We start from the raw sequence: 18,425 nt of genomic DNA on the forward strand, positions 1-18,425 counted from the left end.
GAGGACGTCAATGAGTAGCCCGACCGAGCGCCCCGTCCCGGAGGACAGCACGCCCGAGCAGGCGGCCTCCGACGTCGCACGCGCGACCGTGGGCACGGGCAGCGCCTACAAGGCCGACTCGCCGTACGGCGTCGAGCGGCACGGCATGTTCGGTGTCGCCGGCAGCGGCGACACCTCCGGCTTCGGCGGCCTGGTCCGCGAGCCCTGGACGCCGCCGACCGCCGAGCGGCCGTACGGCAGCTACTTCGACGAGATCGTGGACGCCCTCTTCGAGGCCTATCCGCAGGCGGCCGAGGGCGTGCTCAAGGTCGTCGTCGACCGCGGCGAGCTCACCCTCTACATCGCGCGCGAGCACCTGATCGGCGTCGCCACCGCGTTGCGCGACGACGAGAATCTGCGCTTCGAGCTCTGCTCCAGCGTCTCCGGTGTCGACTACCTCGGCTCGGTGAACCGGCTGCACTCAGTGGCCCACCTGACCTCGATGACCTACCGCCGCCGGGTGCGGCTCGAGGTCGCGGTGCCGGTGGACGACCCGCACGTGCCGTCCCTGACGCCGCTCTACCCGACGGCCGACTGGCAGGAACGCGAGACCTGGGACCTCTTCGGCATCGTCTACGACGGCCACCCCGCCCTCACCCGGATCCTCATGCCGGACGACTGGGACGGCCACCCGCAGCGCAAGGACTACCCCCTCGGCGGAATCCCCGTGCAGTACAAGGGCGCGACGATTCCCCCGCCGGACACCCGGAGGGCCTACAAGTGACGAACGTTCGCAACGACGAGTACGCGCCGTCACGGTCGACGACCGAGGGGCGTGTCTACAACCTCACCGGTGGCGACTGGGACCAGGTCTTCGGCGGCACTGACCCGATCTCCGACGAGCGGCTCGTCATCAACATGGGCCCGCAGCATCCGTCCACGCACGGCGTGCTGCGGCTGGTGCTGGAGCTCGAGGGCGAGACCGTCACCGACGCCCGGGTCGTCATCGGCTACCTGCACACCGGCATCGAGAAGAACACCGAGTACCGGACCTGGACGCAGGGCGTCACCTTCCTGACCCGCGCGGACTACCTCTCGCCGATGTTCAACGAGACGGCCTACTGCCTGGGTGTCGAGCGGCTGCTCGGCATCGAGGCGCCGCCCCGCGCGCAGCTGATCCGCGTGCTGATGATGGAGCTGAACCGGCTCTCGTCGCACTGGGTGTGGCTCGCCACCGGCGGCATGGAGCTCGGCGCGCTGACCGCGATGACCAACGGCTTCCGGGCCCGCGAGCGCTGCCTGGACGTCTTCGAGGCCGTCACCGGCCTGCGCATGAACAACGCCTACGTCCGCCCCGGCGGCGTCGCGCAGGACCTCCCGGACGGTTACGAGGAGATCTTCCGCGAGTTCCTCAAGGGCCAGAAGGAGGAGCTGCTCGGCGTCGACCGCCTGCTGCGCGGCCAGCCCATCTGGATCAACCGCCTCAAGGACGTCGGCTGGATCGGCGTCGAGGGGTGCATCTCGCTGGGCATCACCGGGCCGCTGCTGCGCGCCGCCGGCCTGCCGTGGGACCTGCGCAAGACCGAGCCGTACCTGGGTTACGAGACCTTCGACTTCGAGGTCCCGACCGACGACCGCGGCGACTGCTGGTCGCGCTTCGTGGTCCGCGTGGCCGAGATGCACGAGTCGATCAAGATCATCGAGCAGGTGCTCGACCGGCTGGAGCCGGGCGAGACGATGCACGACGACCCGAAGATCGCCTGGCCCGCCAAGCTCGCGCTGGGTCCCGACGGCATGGGCAACTCGCTCGAGCACGTGCAGAAGATCATGAACACGTCGATGGAGTCGTTGATTCATCACTTCAAGCTCGTCACCGAGGGCTTCCGCGTACCGCCGGGTCAGGTGTACTCGAAGCTCGAGTCGCCGCGCGGCGAGCTGGGCGCCCACGTCGTCAGCGACGGCGGCACCCGGCCCTACCGCGTGCACTTCCGCGAGCCGAGCTTCATCAACCTCCAGGGCGTCGCGGCGCTGTCGATCGGCGGCCAGGTCGCCGACGTCATCGCCTCCGTCGCCTCGATCGACCCCGTCATGGGTGGGTGTGACCGCTGATGAGCCCCGACTACACGCACGAGACGTTCGGCGGCGCCGCACCGGCGTCCGCGCCGACCAACTCGGCCTCCGAGCGGACGAACTTCCGGACGTCGGTGATCAATCTCGAGCGCCCCGGCGACCCGTCGGTCTTCAGCGACCGGACTCGCGCCGACGCCGCCGAGCTGATCTCCCGCTACCCGGCCGGACAGTCCCGCTCGGCGCTGCTGCCGCTGCTGCACCTGGTGCAGGCCGAGCAGGGTTACGTCTCGCCGGACGGCATCGCCTTCTGCTCCGACATCCTCGGCATCACCAAGGCCCAGGTGGCGGCGGTGGCGACCTTCTACACGATGTACAAGCGGCACCCCACCGGTGAGTACCTCGTCAGCGTCTGCACCAACACGCTCTGCGGCATGCTCGGCGGCGACGAGATCTTCGAGGCCGTCAAGGAGCAGCTCGGCGTCGAGAACAACCAGACGACGCCGGACGGCAAGATCACGATCGAGCACGCCGAGTGCCTCGCCGCCTGCGACTACGCGCCGGTCGTCACCGTGAACTACGAGTTCTTCGACAACCAGACGGTCGGCTCCACCCGCGCGCTGGTGAGTCAGCTGCAGTCCGGTGAGCGGCCGCACCCGACCCGTGGCGCCCCGCTCTGCTCGTTCAAGCAGATCGAGCGGCAGATCGCGGGCATCTTCGACGAGGCTGACGAACACCTGGACGCCCCCGCCAGCGGCGCCCCCAGCGAGGCGGGCGTCAAGCTCGCCCTCGAGCGGGGCGAGACCGCGCCGTCCTACGCAGTGGACAGCTCCACAGGCGGCGGACAGGCGCAGGCCGCCGACAAGGTCACGCGCGGCCAGACCGAGGGCCCGAGCGAGAGCGATGCCCCGCTCGAGACCGCCGAGTCGGACAGCGCGAACACCACCAAGCCCGCCGGCCAGACCGAGAAGGGGGACTGATCGTGAGCTTGAGTCCTGTTCTCACCAAGCGCTTCGGCACCTCGCAGCCGTGGCTCATCGACAACTACGAGCGGCTGGACGGTTACATCGGCCTCCGCAAGGCGCTGACCCTGGAACCCGACGCGATCGTCGGGATGGTCAAGGACTCCAACCTCCGCGGTCGCGGCGGCGCGGGCTTCCCGACCGGCATGAAGTGGTCCTTCATCCCGAAGGACAACCCCAAGCCCACCTACGTCGTCGTCAACGCCGACGAGAGCGAGCCGGGCACCTGCCGTGACCTGCCGCTGATGATGAACGACCCGCACTCGATGATCGAGGGCATTATCATCGCCTGCTACGCGGTACGCGCGAACCAGGCCTTCGTCTACATCCGCGGCGAGGCGGCTCACGCCATCCGGCGGGTGCACGCCGCCGTCCGGGAGGCACGGGCCAAGGGTTACCTCGGCACCAACATCCTCGGCTCCGGCTTTGACTGCGACATCGTGGTCCACGGCGGGGCGGGTGCGTACATCTGCGGCGAGGAGACGGCGCTGCTCGACTCGCTCGAGGGGCGTCGCGGCCAGCCGCGGCTCAAGCCGCCGTTCCCCGCCACCAACGGCCTCTACGACTCGCCGACCGTCGTGAACAACGCCGGCACGCTGGCCAACGTCCCCTACATCGTCCTGGGCGGTGCGGACTGGTTCAAGCAGATGGGTCCCGAGGGCTCGCCCGGTCCGTGCATCTACTCGCTCTCCGGACGTGTCGCCAACCCCGGCCAGTACGAGGCGCCGATGGGCACCACGCTGCGGGAGCTGATCGCCATGGCCGGCGGCATGAGCCGCGGCAAGGAGGTCAAGTTCTGGACGCCGGGTGGCTCGTCCACCCCGATGCTGACCGCTGAGCACCTCGACGTCCCGCTCGACTTCGACGCCGCCGTCAAGGCCGGGTCCATGAACGGGACCTCGGCGCTGATGATCTTCGATGAGGACGACTGCGTCGTCCGCGCCACCAAGAAGTGGTCGGAGTTCTACCGGCACGAGTCCTGCGGCAAGTGCACGCCCTGCCGCGAGGGCACCTACTGGTACGTCGGCATCTACGACCGGCTCGAGGCCGGCCAGGGCACCGAAGAGGACCTGCAGACGCTGCTCGACCTGTCGGACAACATCCTGGGCCGCTCGTTCTGCGCCCTCGGTGACGGTGCCACCAGCCCGGTGTCGTCCTCGATCAAGTACTTCCACGACGAGTACGTCGCCCACATCCAGAACAAGGGCTGTCCCTTCACCGGGGCCAAGGCCCTCGCCGGAGCGCACTCATGACCGAAGCCCCTCCGAAGCAGGACCTCGTCACCGTCACCATCGACGGCATCGAGGTCTCCGTGCCCAAGGGCACGCTGCTGATCCGCGCGGCCGAGCAGCTCGGCATCTCCATCCCGCGCTTCTGCGACCACCCCCTGCTCGACCCGGCCGGTGCCTGCCGGCAGTGCCTGGTCGAGGTCACCGACATGGGCAACGGCCGCGGGATGCCCAAGCCCGCGGCCTCGTGCACCACCACGGTCATGCCCGGCATGGTGATCAAGACGCAGCTCACCTCCCCGGTCGCCGACAAGGCGCAGCAGGGCGTGATGGAGCTGCTGCTCATCAACCACCCGCTGGACTGCCCGGTCTGCGACAAGGGCGGCGAGTGCCCGCTGCAGAACCAGGCCATGAGCAACGGCCGGGCCGAGTCCCGCTTCCACGAGACCAAGCGCACCTTCCCCAAGCCGGTGGCGATCTCGTCCAATGTGCTGTTGGACCGCGAGCGCTGCGTGCTCTGTCAGCGCTGCACCCGCTTCTCCCTGCAGATCGCCGGTGACCCGTTCATCGACCTGCTCGAGCGCGGTGCGCAGCAGCAGATCGGCACCAGCGAGGAGGTGCCGTTCCAGTCCTACTTCTCGGGCAACACCGTGCAGATCTGTCCGGTCGGTGCCCTCACCGGTGCCTCGTACCGGTTCCGGGCTCGCCCCTTCGACCTGCAGTCCACCGACTCGGTCTGCGACCACTGCTCGTCGGGCTGCGCCCAGCGCACCGACTGGCGGCGCTCCAAGGTCACCCGTCGCCTCGCCGCGAACGACCCCGAGGTCAACGAGGAGTGGAACTGCGACAAGGGTCGCTGGGCCTTCCACAACGCCGAGCAGCGTGACCGCCTCACGGCGCCGCTGGTCCGCAACGAGGCCGGCGAGCTCGTCGAGACGAGCTGGCCCGAGGCGCTCGAGCGTGCCGCCCGCGGCCTCGCCGAGGCCCGCGAGCGCGGCGGTGTCGGCGTGCTTCCCGGCGGACGGCTCACCGAGGAGGACGCCTACGGCTACGCCAAGTTCGCCCGGCTCGCCCTCGGCACGAACGACGTGGACGCCCGCACCCGGCCGGTCTCGGCCGAGGAGCTGGACTTCCTCGCCGCGCACGTGGCCGGCGTCGGCCCCGCCCACGTCGCCTACCGCGACATCGAGGCTGCGCCCGCTGTCCTGCTCGTCGGCTTCGAGCCGGAGGAGGAGTCGCCCATCGTCTTCCTGCGGCTGCGCAAGGCGACCCGCGACCACGATGCCCGGGTCTTCTCCGTCGCGGCGTGGGCCTCGCGAGGCCTCACCAAGCTGGACGGCGCGCTGCTGCCCACCGTTCCCGGTGCGGAGGCCGAGACCCTGGAGTCCCTCGACGGCGACATCGTCGGCGCCCTGGGACAGCCCGGTGCGCTGATCCTCGCCGGTGAGCGGCTCGCCTCCTCACCCGGTGCCTACCGGGCCGCCGCCGCCCTGGCCGGCGAGACCGGTGCCAAGCTCGCCTGGGTGCCGCGGCGCGCCGGTGAGCGCGGCGCGATCGACGCCGGCGCCGTCCCGTCGCTGCTGCCCGGCGGTCGCCTCGTCACCGACGCCGCCGCCCGCGCCGAGGTCGCCGAGGCGTGGGGCGTCGAGAGCTCCGCTATTCCGGCCCAGCCCGGCCGGGACATCGACGCGATCCTGCAGGCCGCCGTGGACGGGGCGATCAGCGCACTCGTCGTCGGCGGTGTCGACCCCGCGGACACCGCGGACCCGGCGCTCGCCGGGCAGGCACTGGCCGCCGCGGGCTTCGTGGTGAGCCTGGAGATCCGGCGCAGCGCCGTCACCGAGCACGCCGATGTCGTGCTGCCGGTGGGGCCGCAGGCCGAGAAGGCCGGCCGGTACGTCACCTGGGAGGGGCGCCGCCGGCCGTTCGAGCTGACGATCCGCGGCACCGGCGCCCTCCCCGACGCCCGCGTCCTGGACGCGCTGGCCGAAGAGCTGGACGTCCAGGTCGACCTCAACTCCCTCGACGGCGTCCGCAGCGAACTGCTGCGGCTCGCCCCGAGCGGTCGCCGTCCGAAGGTCGCCATCACCGCGGCGCCGAGCCGCAGCGCCGTCCCCGGCGACGGCGAGGCGGTCCTCGCCACCTGGCAGGAGCTCATCGACGCCGGCCGGATGCAGGACGGTGACGAGCACCTGGCCGGCACCGCCAAGCCGGTCTTCGCCCGCCTCAGCGCGGCGACCGCCGCCGGTGTCGGCATCGCCGACGGCGAGCTGCTCTCGGTGAGCACCGCTCACGGCAGTGTCGTCGTCCCCTCGCGGGTCGAGACCATGCCCGACGGCGTCGTCTGGCTGCCCACCAACGCCCGGGAGTGCGCCGCGCGGCGCACGCTCGGCGCCGTGGCCGGCGACGTGGTCACCCTGACGCGCGGAGAGGACAGCTGATGGACGTTCTTGCCTCAGGGCAGAACCTGCCCGGCTTCGGCGACCTGCCGATCTGGCTGGTGCTCATCAAGGTGCTCGGCGTCTTCGTCTTCCTCGTGGTGATGACGCTCTTCACCATCGTCTTCGAGCGCAAGGTCGTCGGGCGGATGCAGAACCGCATCGGCCCGAACCGCGTCGGGCCGTGGGGTGTGCTGCAGTCGCTGGCCGACGGCGTGAAGCTGGCCTTCAAGGAAGAGATCATCCCCGTCCTGGCAGACAAGCCGGTGTACTACATCGCGCCGATCGTCTCCGCCGTGCCGGCCTTCCTCGCCTTCTCGGTCATCCCGTTCGGGCCCGAGGTCTCGATGTTCGGGCACAAGACGCACATCCAGCTCACCGACCTGCCGGTCGGCACGCTGGTCGTCTTCGCCTGCTCGGCGCTGGGCGTCTACGGCATCGTGCTCTCGGGCTGGGCGTCGGGCTCGACGTACCCGCTGCTCGGCGGCCTGCGTTCGGCGGCGCAGATGATCTCCTACGAGGTCGCGATGGGACTCTCCATCGTCGCGGTCTTCCTCTTCTCCAACACCATGTCGACCTCGGGGATCGTCGCGTCGCAGCACGATCTCTGGAACGTGGTGCCGCTCTTCGTCTCCTTCGCGATCTACTCGGTGTCGGTGGTCGGCGAGACCAACCGGGCGCCCTTCGACCTCCCCGAGGCCGAGTCCGAGCTGGTCGGTGGCTTCCACACGGAGTACTCGTCGTTCAAGTTCGCGATGTTCTTCCTGGCCGAGTACATCAACATGGTGACCGTCTCGGCGCTGGCCACGACGCTCTTCCTCGGTGGCTGGCGGGCACCGGCGCCGCTCTCCTTCTGGGACGGCGCGAACTCCGGCTGGTGGCCGATGCTCTGGTTCACCCTGAAGGTCATCGCCATCCTCTTCGTCTTCGTCTGGCTCCGCGGCACGCTGCCCCGGCTGCGCTACGACCAGTTCATGGCCTTCGGCTGGAAGGTCCTCATCCCGATCAACCTGGTCTGGATCCTGGCCGTCACCGCCATCCACGTCCTGCGCGATCGCGGTTGGCCGGCCTGGCAGGCCACCGGAGTCCCGCTGGCCATCGTGCTCGTCGTCATCGTCATCCCGGCCCTCATGGTCTGGGAGGGCGCCTCGGCCCGGCGTGCCGCGCTGCTGGAGGACGACGAGGACGAGGCCGCCACCTACGAGCCCACGTTCCCGACGCCCCCGCTGGACCTCGTCGTCCCCACCCCGCCGCGCAGCCTCGCGTCGGCGACCGCGGGCCGGCGTCCCGCCGAGATCGAAGGCGAAGACTGACATGACCGACGAGAAGTTGCCCGTACCGGCGCCGACCGCGAAGGAGCTGGCGTCGACGGTGCCCAAGAAGTCCGCACCGCTGCACGAGCCGCAGGGCAGTGCCGTCGGCTTCGCCAAGGGCTTTGGGCTCACCTTCGCGACGATGTTCAAGAAGGTCTACACCGAGCAGTACCCCTTCGACTATTACGGCACCAAGCCGCGGTACCACGGCCGGCACGTGCTCAACCGGCACCCGGACGGCCTGGAGAAGTGCGTCGGCTGCGAGCTCTGTGCCTGGGCCTGCCCGGCCGACGCGATCTACGTCGAGGGTGGCGACAACACCGACGAGGCCCGCTTCTCGCCGGGCGAGCGCTACGGCGCGGTGTACCAGATCAACTACCTGCGCTGCATCTTCTGCGGGCTCTGCATCGAGGCGTGCCCGACCCGGTCGCTGACGATGTCCAACGAGTACGAGCTCGCCCTGGACGACCGACAGCAGCTGATCTACACCAAGGAGCAGCTCATGGCCCCGCTGCTGCCGGGCATGGAGGCTCCGCCGCACCCGATGCGCCTCGGCGACGACGAGAAGGACTACTACACCGTCCGCTCGCAGGCGCCGCTGCAGCAGGGCGAGCCGCAGAGCACCGCCAACGTCGCCGGACGTCCCATCACCGGCGTCGCGAACCGAACGGGGCACCACAATGGCAGTTGAGGTGGTCGCCGCCCCGCTGATGAACGGCACCGTCCCGCTCGGCGAGGCCGTGGCGTTCTGGATCCTGGGCCCGCTCGCGCTCGCCGGCGGTATCGGCATGGTGCTGCTGCGCAACGCGGTGCACTCGGCGCTGTCGCTGGTGACGACGATGATGTGCCTGGGCGCGTTCTACGTGATCCAGCAGGGGCCCTTCCTGGGTCTGGTGCAGATCATCGTCTACACCGGCGCGATCATGATCCTGTTCCTCTTCGTGCTCATGCTCGTCGGCCGTGACTCCTCGGACTCCATCGTGGAGACGCTGCGCGGGCAGCGGACCGCGGCCGCGCTCTTCGGGCTCGGCTTCGCCGCCCTTGTCGCCATCGGCGTGGGCAAGGCCTTCGAGGGCGACCAGACGCCGGTCAACCTGGACATCCCCAACGCCAACGGCGGCAACGTCCAGTCCATCGCGCGGCTGCTCTTCACCAAGTACCTCTTCGTCTTCGAGCTCACCTCGGCGCTGCTGATCATCGCCGCGGTCGGTGCGATGGTGCTGGCCCACATCGAGCGGGAGGGCCGCAAGCCGACGCAGAAGACGCTGGCCCGCGAGCGGATCCGCAGCCGCCGGCCGCAGCCCTTGCCCGGCCCCGGCGTGCTGTCGACGGGCAACTCGATCGGCACCCCGGCGCTGCTGCCCGACGGCTCGATCTCGCACGAGTCGACCATGGTCGGCAACGAGGAGTTCCCGCCTTACACGGGTATCCCCGGCGTCCTCGAGACCTCGGACTACGACGACAGCGAGGTTCGTTCATGAACCCGAGCTACTACCTGATCCTCTCGGCGGCGCTCTTCACCATCGGAGCCGTCGGCGTCCTCGTGCGACGCAACGCGATCGTCGTCTTCATGTCCGTCGAGCTGATGCTCAACGCGGTGAACCTCTCGCTGGTCACCTTCTCGCGCATCAACGGCGATCTCGAGGGGCAGGTGATGGCCTTCTTCGTGATGGTCGTCGCGGCCGCCGAGGTCGTCGTCGGGCTCGCAATCATCATGGCCATCTTCCGCACCCGCAGGTCCGCGTCGGTCGATGACGCCAACCTGCTGAAGTACTAGGAGACGTGTCGGTGACCTCGACGTCACTCGCCGAAGGCGCGCTGGATTACACCAGCGCCTCCGGCATCCAGTCCGGCGTGTGGCTGCTGGTGGCGATCCCCGCCCTGTCGGCGCTGATCCTGCTGACGGTGGGCAAGCGCGGCGACAAGTGGGGCCACCTGCTCGGCACGCTGGTGCCGATCGCCCTCTTCGTCTACACCGTGATGCTCTTCTTCTCGGTGCGGGATCTGCCGGGCGAGCAGCGTCATGTCGCTCGTGACCTCTTCAACTGGGCACCGGTCGGCAACTTCGAGATCAAGGTCGGCTTCCTGCTCGACCCGCTCTCGCTGACCTTCGCGCTGCTCATCACCGGCGTCGGCTCGCTGATCCACATCTACGCCATCGGCTACATGGATCACGACGCGGGACGCCGTCGCTTCTTCGGCTACTTCAACCTCTTCATCGGCGCGATGCTGCTGCTGGTGCTGGCCGACAGCTACCTGCTGCTCTACATCGGCTGGGAGGGCGTCGGTGTGGCGTCCTACCTGCTGATCTCGTACTACTTCACTCGCAACGAGGCGGCGACCGCCGGCAACAAGGCGTTTTTCGCCAACCGCGTCGGCGACGTCGGCCTCTCCATCGCCATCATGCTGATGTTCACCTTCACCGGGACGTCGGCGTTCAACACGGTGCTCGGGACGAATTTCTCCACCGGTGCGGCGACGGCGATCGCCCTGATGCTCGTCCTCGGCGCCTGCGGCAAGTCCGGACAGTTCCCGCTGCAGACCTGGCTGCCGGACGCCATGGCCGGCCCGACCCCGGTCTCGGCGCTCATCCACGCCGCGACGATGGTCACCGCCGGCGTCTACCTCATCGCCCGCTCGGCCCCCATCTTCGACGCCTCCGAGGCGGCCCGGACGGTCGTCACCATCATCGGCGCGATCACGCTGCTCTACGGCTGCATCGCCGGCTGCGGCCAGGACGACCTGAAGAAGGTGCTGGCCAACTCGACGGTGAGCCAGATCGGCTACATGTTCCTCGCCGTGGGTCTCGGCCCCGGCGTCTACGCGATCGGCATCATCCACCTGCTGGGTCACGGCTTCTTCAAGGCGGCGCTCTTCCTGTCGGCCGGCTCGGTCATGCACGCCATGAACGACCGCATCGACATGCGTCGTTTCGGCGGGCTGGCCAAGGTCATGCCGATCACCTTCGGCGTCTTCCTCTGCGGCTACCTCGCCATCCTCGGCATCCCGCCGTTCACCGGCTTCTTCACCAAGGACAAGATCATCGAGTCCGCCTTCGACAAGGGCGGGACCTCAGGCTGGATCCTCGGCATCTGCGCGCTGCTCGGCGCCGGCCTCACCGCCTTCTACATGACCCGAGCCCTGTGCATGACCTTCTTCGGCAAGCGCCGGTGGGAGGACGACGTGCACCCGCACGAGTCGAAGCCGATCATGTGGGCGCCGATGGCCGTCCTGGCCGTCCTCGCGCTCGCCGGCGGGTTCGTGATGTACCTCGGCAGCGGCGTCCAGAACTGGCTGGAGCCCTCCGTCGGCCCGGCCGAGGAAGCCGGCATCCACACCATCTCGCCGGTGGTGCTCTCGATCATCACGGTGATCGTGGTGCTCTTCGGCGCGGCGGGCGCCTTCGTCGCCTTCGGTCGCAAGCCGGTGCCGATCGAGCAGCCGCCCGGATCGCCGGTCACGGTGTTCGCGCGCAACAACCTGTTCGCGGACAGGTTCAACGAGACCTTCCTGATGCGTCCCGGGCAGTGGCTCACGAGGACGCTGGTGTATTTCGACAACCGAGGGGTGGACGGGGCAGTGAACGGACTCGCGGCCGGACTCGGCGGCAGCTCGTCGCGGGCCCGGCGGACGCAGACCGGCTTCGTGCGGAGCTACGCGCTGTCCATGCTCGCCGGAACCGTCGCGATCGTGGCCGTGCTGCTGGCGGTGCGGTTCCAGTGAGCAACAACTACTCGCTGCTGATCCTGGTCCTCATCCCGCTGGTGGCCTCCGTCGTCATCTTCTCGATGAAGGAGGCGCAGGCGAAGCTGGCCAAGGTGGTCAGCCTCGTCGTCTCTCTCGGCGTCGTCGTCTACGCGCTGATCCTGCTCTTCGGCATGAACACCGACATGCCGAAGACCGCGGCCCAGCGCTACCAGTACGGCTTCGAGGTCGACTGGATCAAGGCCTTCGGCGTCCACATCGCCTTCGGCGCCGACGGCATCGCCATGGTCCTGGTGGCGATGTCGGCGCTGCTCGTCCCGGCGGTCATCCTCGCGTCCTGGAACGCACTGGACAGCAAGACCGGCGCCGAGGAGAACGTCGCGCCGAAGCGCTCGGTGAAGAACTACTTCGCGCTGCTGATGCTGCTCGAGTTCTTCATGATCGGCGTCTTCACCGCCACCGACGTCTTCCTCTTCTACGTCTTCTTCGAAGCCATGCTGGTGCCGATGTACTTCATCATCGGCAGCTTCGGTGGTCCGCGGCGCCAGTACGCCGCGATGAAGTTCTTCCTCTACTCCCTCGTCGGCGGGCTGCTCATGCTCGCCTCGGTGATCGGTCTCTACGTCACCAGCGGCAGCCGCAGCTTCCTGATGACCGACCTCATCGCCCACCCGCTGCCCAACGACGCGACCCAGAAGTGGCTCTTCCTCGGCTTCTTCATCGCCTTCGCGATCAAGGCGCCGCTGGTGCCGTTCCACACCTGGCTCCCCGACGCCGGTGCCGAGGCCCCGGCCGGTGGCGCGGCGCTGCTCGTCGGCGTGCTGGACAAGGTCGGCACCTTCGGCTTCCTGCGCTACTGCCTGGTGCTCTTCCCTGGCGCGTCGAAGTTCTTCGCGCCGACGATCCTGGTGCTGTCGGTGATCGGCATCCTCTACGCGGCGTTCCTGGCCATCGGTCAGCGCGACATGAAGCGGCTCGTCGCCTACACCTCGGTGGCCCACTTCGGCTTCATCGGTCTCGGAATCTTCGCCTTCACCACACAGGCGGGCTCCGGCGCCGTGCTCTACATGGTCAACCACGGCTTCTCGACCGGCGCCCTCTTCATCGTCGTCGGCCTGCTCATCGCCCGTGGCAAGAGCCGGAACGTCGACGACTACGGCGGCGTCGCCAAGGTGGCGCCGCGGCTGGCGGGACTCTTCCTGCTCGCCGGACTCTCGGCGCTCGCGCTGCCGGGCATGAGCACCTTCATCAGCGAGTTCCTCGTGCTGGTGGGTGTCTTCAGCCGCTACAAGGGCTACGCCATCATCGCGACCACCGGCATCATCCTCGCCGCGATCTACGTGCTCTACCTCTATCAGCGGACCTTCCAGGGCACGGTGAGCGAGAAGGTCACCAAGTTCCGTGACCTGAACGCCCGCGAGGTGCTCTCGGTCGCGCCGCTGATCGCGATCATCGTGTTCCTCGGCGTCTACCCCAAGCCGGTGCTGGACGTCATCAACCCCGCCGTCAAGGTGACGCTGCAGCAGGATCTCGGCAAGACCGATCCCACGCCCAGCTACCAGACGGCCAACGGAGGTCAGAAGTGATCGGCTCGCTGGCCGCGGCGCCCGACCTGCCCACCATCGACGCGCCCTCGCTGTCGTACGCGGCGCTCTCGCCGATCCTCATCGTGCTCGGCGCGGCGATCCTCGGCGTCATCGCCGAGGCGGTGCTGCCCCGCAACGACCGCTACGGTGCGCAGGTCGGCATCTCGCTGCTCGGCATCGTCGGCGCCATCGTCGCCGTGGGGGTGAACCACGACGTCAAGGTCGCCACCCCCTCCCCGTCGGGGACGAACACCTTCTTCTCCGGTTCGCTGGCCATCGACTCCACCGGGCTCTTCATCCAGGGGACGGTGCTCGCGCTCGCCCTGATGGCCGTCCTGCTCATGGCCGAGCGCAGCGTCGACCGCAGCCCGATCGTGGCCTCCGCCGCCATCGTGGTGGGCTCGCCGGACGACCGCCGGCTGGCCCGCAGCGACCGGATGCAGACCGAGATCTTCCCGCTGATGATGTTCGCCGTCGCGGGCATGCTGATCTTCCCGGTCGCCAACAACCTGCTGCTGATGTTCGTGGCCCTCGAGGTGCTGTCGCTGCCGCTCTACCTGATGGCGGGCATGGCCCGCCGGCGTCGCCTGCTCTCGCAGGAAGCCGCGGTCAAGTACTTCCTGCTCGGCGCCTTCGGCTCGGCGTTCTTCCTCTACGGCGTCGCGCTGCTCTACGGCTACGCCGACTCTGTCGACCTGCCGCAGATCCTCGCGGCCACCCGCAGCTCGACGAAGTCGGACATCCTGCTCTACGCCGGGCTGGCGCTGCTGCTCGTCGGCCTGCTCTTCAAGGCCGGCGTCGCGCCGTTCCACTCGTGGACCCCCGACGTCTACCAGGGTTCGCCCACCCCGGTCACCGCCTTCATGGCCGCCTGCACCAAGGTCGCCGCCTTCGGCGCGCTGATCCGCGTCCTCTACGTCGGCTTCTCGACGACGTCCTACGACTGGCGGCCGATCATCTGGGGCGTCGCCATTGCCTCGATGGTGGTCGGCGCGATCTTCGGCCTGACCCAGACCGACATCAAGCGGATCCTCGCCTACTCGTCGATCGCCCACGCCGGCTTCATCCTCGTCGGCTTCCTCGCCATCGACCGCAACGGCCGGCTCTCGGCCGACGGCATCTCGAGCATCCTCTTCTACGTCCTGACCTACGGCTTCACTACGCTGGCGGCCTTCGGCCTGCTGATGGTGGTCCGCGACTCCGAGGGTGAGGCCACCCGGCTCGCCCAGTGGTCCGGCCTGGCGAAGAAGAGCCCGGTCGTCGCGATCACCATGACGCTGCTGCTCATGTCGATGGCCGGCATCCCGCTGACGTCCGGCTTCACCGGCAAGTTCTTCATCTTCCGGGCCGCCTACAGCGACGCCGGTCCGCTGGTGGTCATCGCGCTCATCAGTTCGGCGGTCGCGGCGTTCTTCTACCTGCGCATCGTCGTGCTGATGTTCTTCGCCGAGCCGCCCGAGAACGCGCCGACCATCGCCATCCCCGGCTGGTCGACCTCCATCGCGCTGACCGTCGGCGTGGTCGTCACCGTGGTCCTCGGCGTCTTCCCGCAGCCGATCCTGGACCTCGCGACGAACGCCGCCCAGCTGGTCGGCTGACGGCCGCGGTGCGATGACGTCCACCACGCCGGCGTCGCTGTCCGTCGAGTTCCACGACGCGCAGTTCGAAGCCTCGGTCCGGGCCGGCCTCGCCGCGGTCGAGGCCTCGCTGCACGAGTCGGTGCGCGCCGACGACGGCCTCGTCGACGACGTCGCTCGGCACCTGGTCGACGCGGGCGGCAAGCGGTTCCGGCCGATGGTGTCGGTCCTCGCCGCCCACTTCGGCGACCCGAGCCGACCGGAGATCGTGCCGGCGTCGGTGGTCTGCGAGATCACCCATCTGGCGACGCTGTACCACGACGACGTGATGGACGAGGCGCCGGTGCGACGGGGGGCTCCCTCGGCCAATGCCCGGTGGACGAACACCGTCGCCATCCTCACCGGCGACTTCCTCTTCAGCCGGGCGTCCAACATCCTCGCCGACCTCGGCCCCTACGCCGTCCGGCTGCAGGCCCGGACCTTCGAGCGGCTGGTGCAGGGGCAGATCCGCGAGACCGTGGGTCGTGGGCCCGACGACGACCCCATCGAGCACTACCTGTCGGTGGTCGAGGACAAGACCGGGTCGCTCATCGCCGCCGCCGCTCAGTTCGGCAGCTACTTCGCCGGGGTGGACGACCACCACATCGAGCTGTTGCGTCAGTTCGGCGAGCAGATCGGCGTGGCGTTCCAGCTCTCCGACGACATCATCGACGTGGCCTCGGAATCCGGCGACACCGGCAAGACGCCCGGCACTGATCTGCGCGAGGGGATCCCGACGCTGCCCGCGCTGTACGCGCTGCGGTCCGGCTCCGGCGCCGATGCCCGGCTCCGGGAGCTCGTCTCGCGACCGTTGCCGGACGACGACGAGCACGCGGAGGCACTGGCGCTGCTGCGGACCTCCGAGGCCATGGTCGAGGCACGCCGGACACTGGCGGGTTACGCCGACAGCGCTCGCGCGACGCTCTCCGGGCTGCCGGCGGTCCCGGCCCGCGATGCGCTGGAGACCCTCACCGAGCTCGTCATCGCCCGCACCGGCTGAGACCGCCGGATGGGCTGTACGGGGTTGGTCCTGGTCGGCCTGCTCGCACTGGCCGTCCCCGCCTCGATCGCGCCGGCGAGCCTCGTCGGGGCGCTGGTGGTGATCGCCCTGCTCGCCGTCTTCGCCGTGGCCGGTGTGGTTGCGCGGGCGCGGCAGCGTCCCGGCAGCGCTGACGGGGGCGGCGCTGACGGGGGTGACGCCGACGGGGGTGACGCTGACGGGGGCGGCGCTGACGGGGGCGGCGGCGGGAACGGCCGGACGGTGCGCTCCCGCATCACGCTCATCGTCGCGCTCGCCGCCGCGTACGCGGCGATCGTCGTCGGGATTCACGCGGCGACATGAGGTGGCGCGCGTCGGGCGAGGTGAGTGCGCGCCGGTAACCGAGCCCCGCCCGCGTCCGCTGGCGGACAACCGGCTGCGGTGCAGCGCTGCGATGCGTATCCCTCTCTCGTCTCCCTTTTTCGTCCCCGTGTTCTGCACCCGAATGTGGGTGCAGAACACGGGGAGCAAAAGTGGGAGTTCCGGGCGCGCGCCTCGTACGCCGGAAATGCTGCCACCGGGCGCACCGGCCCGCCCACGGGCGACGGCGGTAGGGACCTGGGGCGCGCGCCGGTTGTAGGGAACTGGCGCGGGCGCCGGCGGTAGGGAGCTGGGCGTGCGCCGGCTACGGGGAGCCGGAGCGCGTCGGTCAGGGGTAGAGCAGCCGTAAGCCCCTCGGCGGCGTGAACGGCACGGCACCCGGCTCTGGTTGCGCGAGGCGGTCGGCGACGAGCCAGAGCGTTGCGGGGTCGGCGCCGAAGGCGAGGTGTGCGCAGCGGACCTCGACGTTCTGGTGCCACTCGGACTCCGGTTCGATACAGGTGCGCCAGTGCACGACGCCGTCGCGGCGGGAGTAGACCGCGGTGGAGGGCACCGGGATGGGGCGTGCCGTCTTCAGGCTGGGGCCGGTGCTGGCGACATGCTGGCGCTCGTTGCGCCGCCATGCAAAACCCGCCCTGCTCTGTGCCGGATCGCTCAGCGCGAAGGGGCTGCCCAGCGTGATGACCTGCCGGACGAGCTCGGGCCGGCGCCGCGCCAGCTCGCGGGAGAAGACGCCGCCGAGGCTCCACCCGATGAGCGAGACCGGGCCGCCGGTCCGCTCGGCCAACAGCTCGGCGGCGCGGGGGATGCCGTCCAGGATGGCCTTGGTCGGACCGAGGTTGCGCCCCAGCCGCCACCCCCACGCGGTGTGGCCGAGGCCGTAGACGAAGCGACGCAGCAGGGCGGTCGAGGCATCGGTCGTCATCAAGCCGGGGAGCACGAGCACACCGTGTCCGCGGCCGCGCTCGGGACGTGGGGCGTGGCGCAGCCAGGGTGTAGCCAGCGGCAGCTGGGCCAGTCGGGTCGCGGACCGCGCCGGCTCGGTGAGGAAGAGCGCGAGCGAGGGCGGCTCGGCAGGGGCGGTGGTCGTCACGGACGCCATTCAACCCGCAGGCGCCGTGGCACCCCACCCCGAGCGGCCGACCGTGAGTGTCACGGGTGCCTCGTTAGCGAAGCTGCGGACCCACGCCCCGGCCCAGGACAGACCCGCGGCCTCGGGTGTGGCCAAGTGAGGAGAACTCGGCAGGAACCCCACAGCACCAAGATCTACACCGCCCAGCCCCGGGGACTGGACCGCGACCGCGACGGCGTGGCCTGCGAGCAGCGCTAGAGCAGCGCCAGAGCTGCGCTAACTCAGCGCCAGGGCGCGAGCTCGGGCAGGTCGGGACCGAGGCGGTCGGCGACGGCCTGCCCGCGCCCGGCGAGCCAGGCGAGCAGCGCCCAGTCCGGACCGCGCACCTCGATCGGTTCACGTGAACCGATCGTCCACTCGCGGCCGGCCAACGACGGCACCACCGACTCGGCCTCGTCGACGACCAGGCGCAGTGCGGCCGGAGTCCGATGGCTGACGCCCCCGGCGACCTCGGGGAGCAGGGAGGAGACGAGCAGCGGCGGCCAGCGGTCCGGGGTGTAGTCGCCGCCCAGGTCGACCCGGTGCAGCTCGATCTCGACGAGCCGGAAGCGCACCCGGTCGGCGACGGTGTGACCGTCCCCGGCGGGGACGTCCCAGCGTCCTGCCTCGGCGACGGCGCCGAGCACGCGGTCCAGCCGCTCGGTCGCCTCGGTGACATCGCTGAGGACCTCGGCGACGGGGCGATGCGCGCCCGCCTCGATGTCTGCGTTGCGCGCCTCGGGGCCGCCGGGGTACAGCGGGATCTCCTCGCCGCGGAGCACCCCGGACAGCAGGCCCGCGGTGGCGTCGGCGTTGCGGGCCAGGTGGGTGAGCAGATGCCCCCTGGTCCAGCCGTCGCAGAGCGATGGCTCAGCCAGCTCGCCGTCGGCCCAGCGGTGCTCGGTCAGGCCCTTCAGCAGGTCAGCGGTGGAGGCCCGGAGCGCATGCAGGACGGCGGACGGTTCAGGCACAGTGTCGGACACGATGTCGATCGTGGCA

The 18,425-nt window shown here is 69.7% G+C and carries 16 protein-coding genes; 14 read left to right on the plus strand and 2 right to left on the minus strand.

Translation table 11 applies throughout. The features are described from left to right. Window positions 1–10 precede the first annotated feature (10 nt). The 14 genes from AC0NZQ_RS04705 to AC0NZQ_RS04770 all read left to right on the plus strand — a co-directional run bounded on the left by AC0NZQ_RS04705 (window position 11) and on the right by AC0NZQ_RS04770 (window position 16,297). Entirely contained in the window at window positions 11–763 is a 753-nt protein-coding gene (locus tag AC0NZQ_RS04705) for an NADH-quinone oxidoreductase subunit C (RefSeq protein ID WP_474528487.1), read from the plus strand. Next, window positions 760–2,088, plus strand: coding sequence for an NADH-quinone oxidoreductase subunit D (locus AC0NZQ_RS04710; RefSeq protein ID WP_474528488.1), 1,329 nt, complete (start codon window positions 760–762; stop codon window positions 2,086–2,088). The genes AC0NZQ_RS04705 and AC0NZQ_RS04710 overlap by 4 nt, the downstream gene beginning before the upstream one ends. Further along, window positions 2,088–3,026 carry an NADH-quinone oxidoreductase subunit NuoE gene (gene nuoE / locus AC0NZQ_RS04715; protein ID WP_474528489.1) on the plus strand — a complete coding sequence of 313 codons (939 nt, stop codon included), beginning with the start codon at window positions 2,088–2,090 and terminating at the stop codon, window positions 3,024–3,026. The genes AC0NZQ_RS04710 and nuoE overlap by 1 nt, the downstream gene beginning before the upstream one ends. A gap of 2 nt (window positions 3,027–3,028) precedes the next feature. Continuing rightward, entirely contained in the window at window positions 3,029–4,321 is a 1,293-nt protein-coding gene (gene nuoF, locus AC0NZQ_RS04720; protein WP_474528490.1) for an NADH-quinone oxidoreductase subunit NuoF, read from the plus strand. Further along, complete coding sequence (locus tag AC0NZQ_RS04725) at window positions 4,318–6,738, plus strand: NADH-quinone oxidoreductase subunit G (RefSeq protein ID WP_474528491.1); 2,421 nt, start codon at window positions 4,318–4,320, stop codon at window positions 6,736–6,738. Before nuoF ends, AC0NZQ_RS04725 begins: the two co-directional genes overlap by 4 nt. Beyond that, window positions 6,738–8,048 (plus strand): NADH-quinone oxidoreductase subunit NuoH, encoded by a 1,311-nt coding sequence (gene nuoH / locus AC0NZQ_RS04730; protein WP_474528492.1) that lies wholly within the window; start codon window positions 6,738–6,740, stop codon window positions 8,046–8,048. Before AC0NZQ_RS04725 ends, nuoH begins: the two co-directional genes overlap by 1 nt. A gap of 142 nt (window positions 8,049–8,190) precedes the next feature. After that, on the plus strand, window positions 8,191–8,739 hold the full coding sequence (gene nuoI / locus AC0NZQ_RS04735) for an NADH-quinone oxidoreductase subunit NuoI (protein WP_474529422.1): 549 nt from the start codon (window positions 8,191–8,193) through the stop codon (window positions 8,737–8,739). Next, window positions 8,729–9,529 (plus strand): NADH-quinone oxidoreductase subunit J, encoded by an 801-nt coding sequence (locus tag AC0NZQ_RS04740; protein WP_474528495.1) that lies wholly within the window; start codon window positions 8,729–8,731, stop codon window positions 9,527–9,529. The genes nuoI and AC0NZQ_RS04740 overlap by 11 nt, the downstream gene beginning before the upstream one ends. Beyond that, complete coding sequence (nuoK, locus tag AC0NZQ_RS04745) at window positions 9,526–9,825, plus strand: NADH-quinone oxidoreductase subunit NuoK (RefSeq protein WP_474528496.1); 300 nt, start codon at window positions 9,526–9,528, stop codon at window positions 9,823–9,825. The genes AC0NZQ_RS04740 and nuoK overlap by 4 nt, the downstream gene beginning before the upstream one ends. A 65-nt stretch (window positions 9,826–9,890) precedes the next feature. Next, a complete protein-coding gene (gene nuoL / locus AC0NZQ_RS04750) occupies window positions 9,891–11,771 on the plus strand; it encodes an NADH-quinone oxidoreductase subunit L (RefSeq protein ID WP_474529423.1) in 1,881 nt (626 codons plus the stop codon). Beyond that, window positions 11,768–13,339 (plus strand): NADH-quinone oxidoreductase subunit M, encoded by a 1,572-nt coding sequence (locus AC0NZQ_RS04755; protein WP_474528497.1) that lies wholly within the window; start codon window positions 11,768–11,770, stop codon window positions 13,337–13,339. The genes nuoL and AC0NZQ_RS04755 overlap by 4 nt, the downstream gene beginning before the upstream one ends. Beyond that, a complete protein-coding gene (nuoN, locus tag AC0NZQ_RS04760) occupies window positions 13,336–14,937 on the plus strand; it encodes an NADH-quinone oxidoreductase subunit NuoN (protein WP_474528498.1) in 1,602 nt (533 codons plus the stop codon). The genes AC0NZQ_RS04755 and nuoN overlap by 4 nt, the downstream gene beginning before the upstream one ends. A gap of 13 nt (window positions 14,938–14,950) precedes the next feature. Continuing rightward, a complete protein-coding gene (locus AC0NZQ_RS04765; RefSeq protein ID WP_474528499.1) occupies window positions 14,951–15,955 on the plus strand; it encodes a polyprenyl synthetase family protein in 1,005 nt (334 codons plus the stop codon). A 9-nt stretch (window positions 15,956–15,964) separates the two neighbouring features. Next, window positions 15,965–16,297 (plus strand): hypothetical protein, encoded by a 333-nt coding sequence (locus tag AC0NZQ_RS04770; protein WP_474528500.1) that lies wholly within the window; start codon window positions 15,965–15,967, stop codon window positions 16,295–16,297. A 346-nt stretch (window positions 16,298–16,643) separates the two neighbouring features. On the opposite strand, the gene AC0NZQ_RS04775 is transcribed toward AC0NZQ_RS04770, so the two are convergent. Next, window positions 16,644–17,408 carry a hypothetical protein gene (locus AC0NZQ_RS04775; RefSeq protein ID WP_474528501.1) on the minus strand — a complete coding sequence of 255 codons (765 nt, stop codon included), beginning with the start codon at window positions 17,406–17,408 and terminating at the stop codon, window positions 16,644–16,646. A gap of 260 nt (window positions 17,409–17,668) precedes the next feature. Further along, entirely contained in the window at window positions 17,669–18,409 is a 741-nt protein-coding gene (locus tag AC0NZQ_RS04780) for a maleylpyruvate isomerase family mycothiol-dependent enzyme (protein WP_474528502.1), read from the minus strand. Window positions 18,410–18,425: the final 16 nt, after the last annotated feature.

The organism is Jatrophihabitans sp. sgz311053, from assembly GCF_056135305.1.

Excerpts from the sequence above, each read along its gene's own strand:
- AC0NZQ_RS04705 (WP_474528487.1), top strand. The coding sequence starts at position 11 with ATGAGTAGCCCGACCGAGCGCCCCGTCCCGGAGGACAGCACGCCCGAG.
- nuoE (WP_474528489.1), top strand. The coding sequence starts at position 2,088 with ATGAGCCCCGACTACACGCACGAGACGTTCGGCGGCGCCGCACCGGCG.
- AC0NZQ_RS04725 (WP_474528491.1), top strand. The coding sequence starts at position 4,318 with ATGACCGAAGCCCCTCCGAAGCAGGACCTCGTCACCGTCACCATCGAC.
- nuoH (WP_474528492.1), top strand. The coding sequence starts at position 6,738 with ATGGACGTTCTTGCCTCAGGGCAGAACCTGCCCGGCTTCGGCGACCTG.
- nuoI (WP_474529422.1), top strand. The coding sequence starts at position 8,191 with ATGTTCAAGAAGGTCTACACCGAGCAGTACCCCTTCGACTATTACGGC.
- AC0NZQ_RS04740 (WP_474528495.1), top strand. The coding sequence starts at position 8,729 with ATGGCAGTTGAGGTGGTCGCCGCCCCGCTGATGAACGGCACCGTCCCG.
- nuoK (WP_474528496.1), top strand. The coding sequence starts at position 9,526 with ATGAACCCGAGCTACTACCTGATCCTCTCGGCGGCGCTCTTCACCATC.
- AC0NZQ_RS04765 (WP_474528499.1), top strand. The coding sequence starts at position 14,951 with ATGACGTCCACCACGCCGGCGTCGCTGTCCGTCGAGTTCCACGACGCG.
- AC0NZQ_RS04770 (WP_474528500.1), top strand. The coding sequence starts at position 15,965 with ATGGGCTGTACGGGGTTGGTCCTGGTCGGCCTGCTCGCACTGGCCGTC.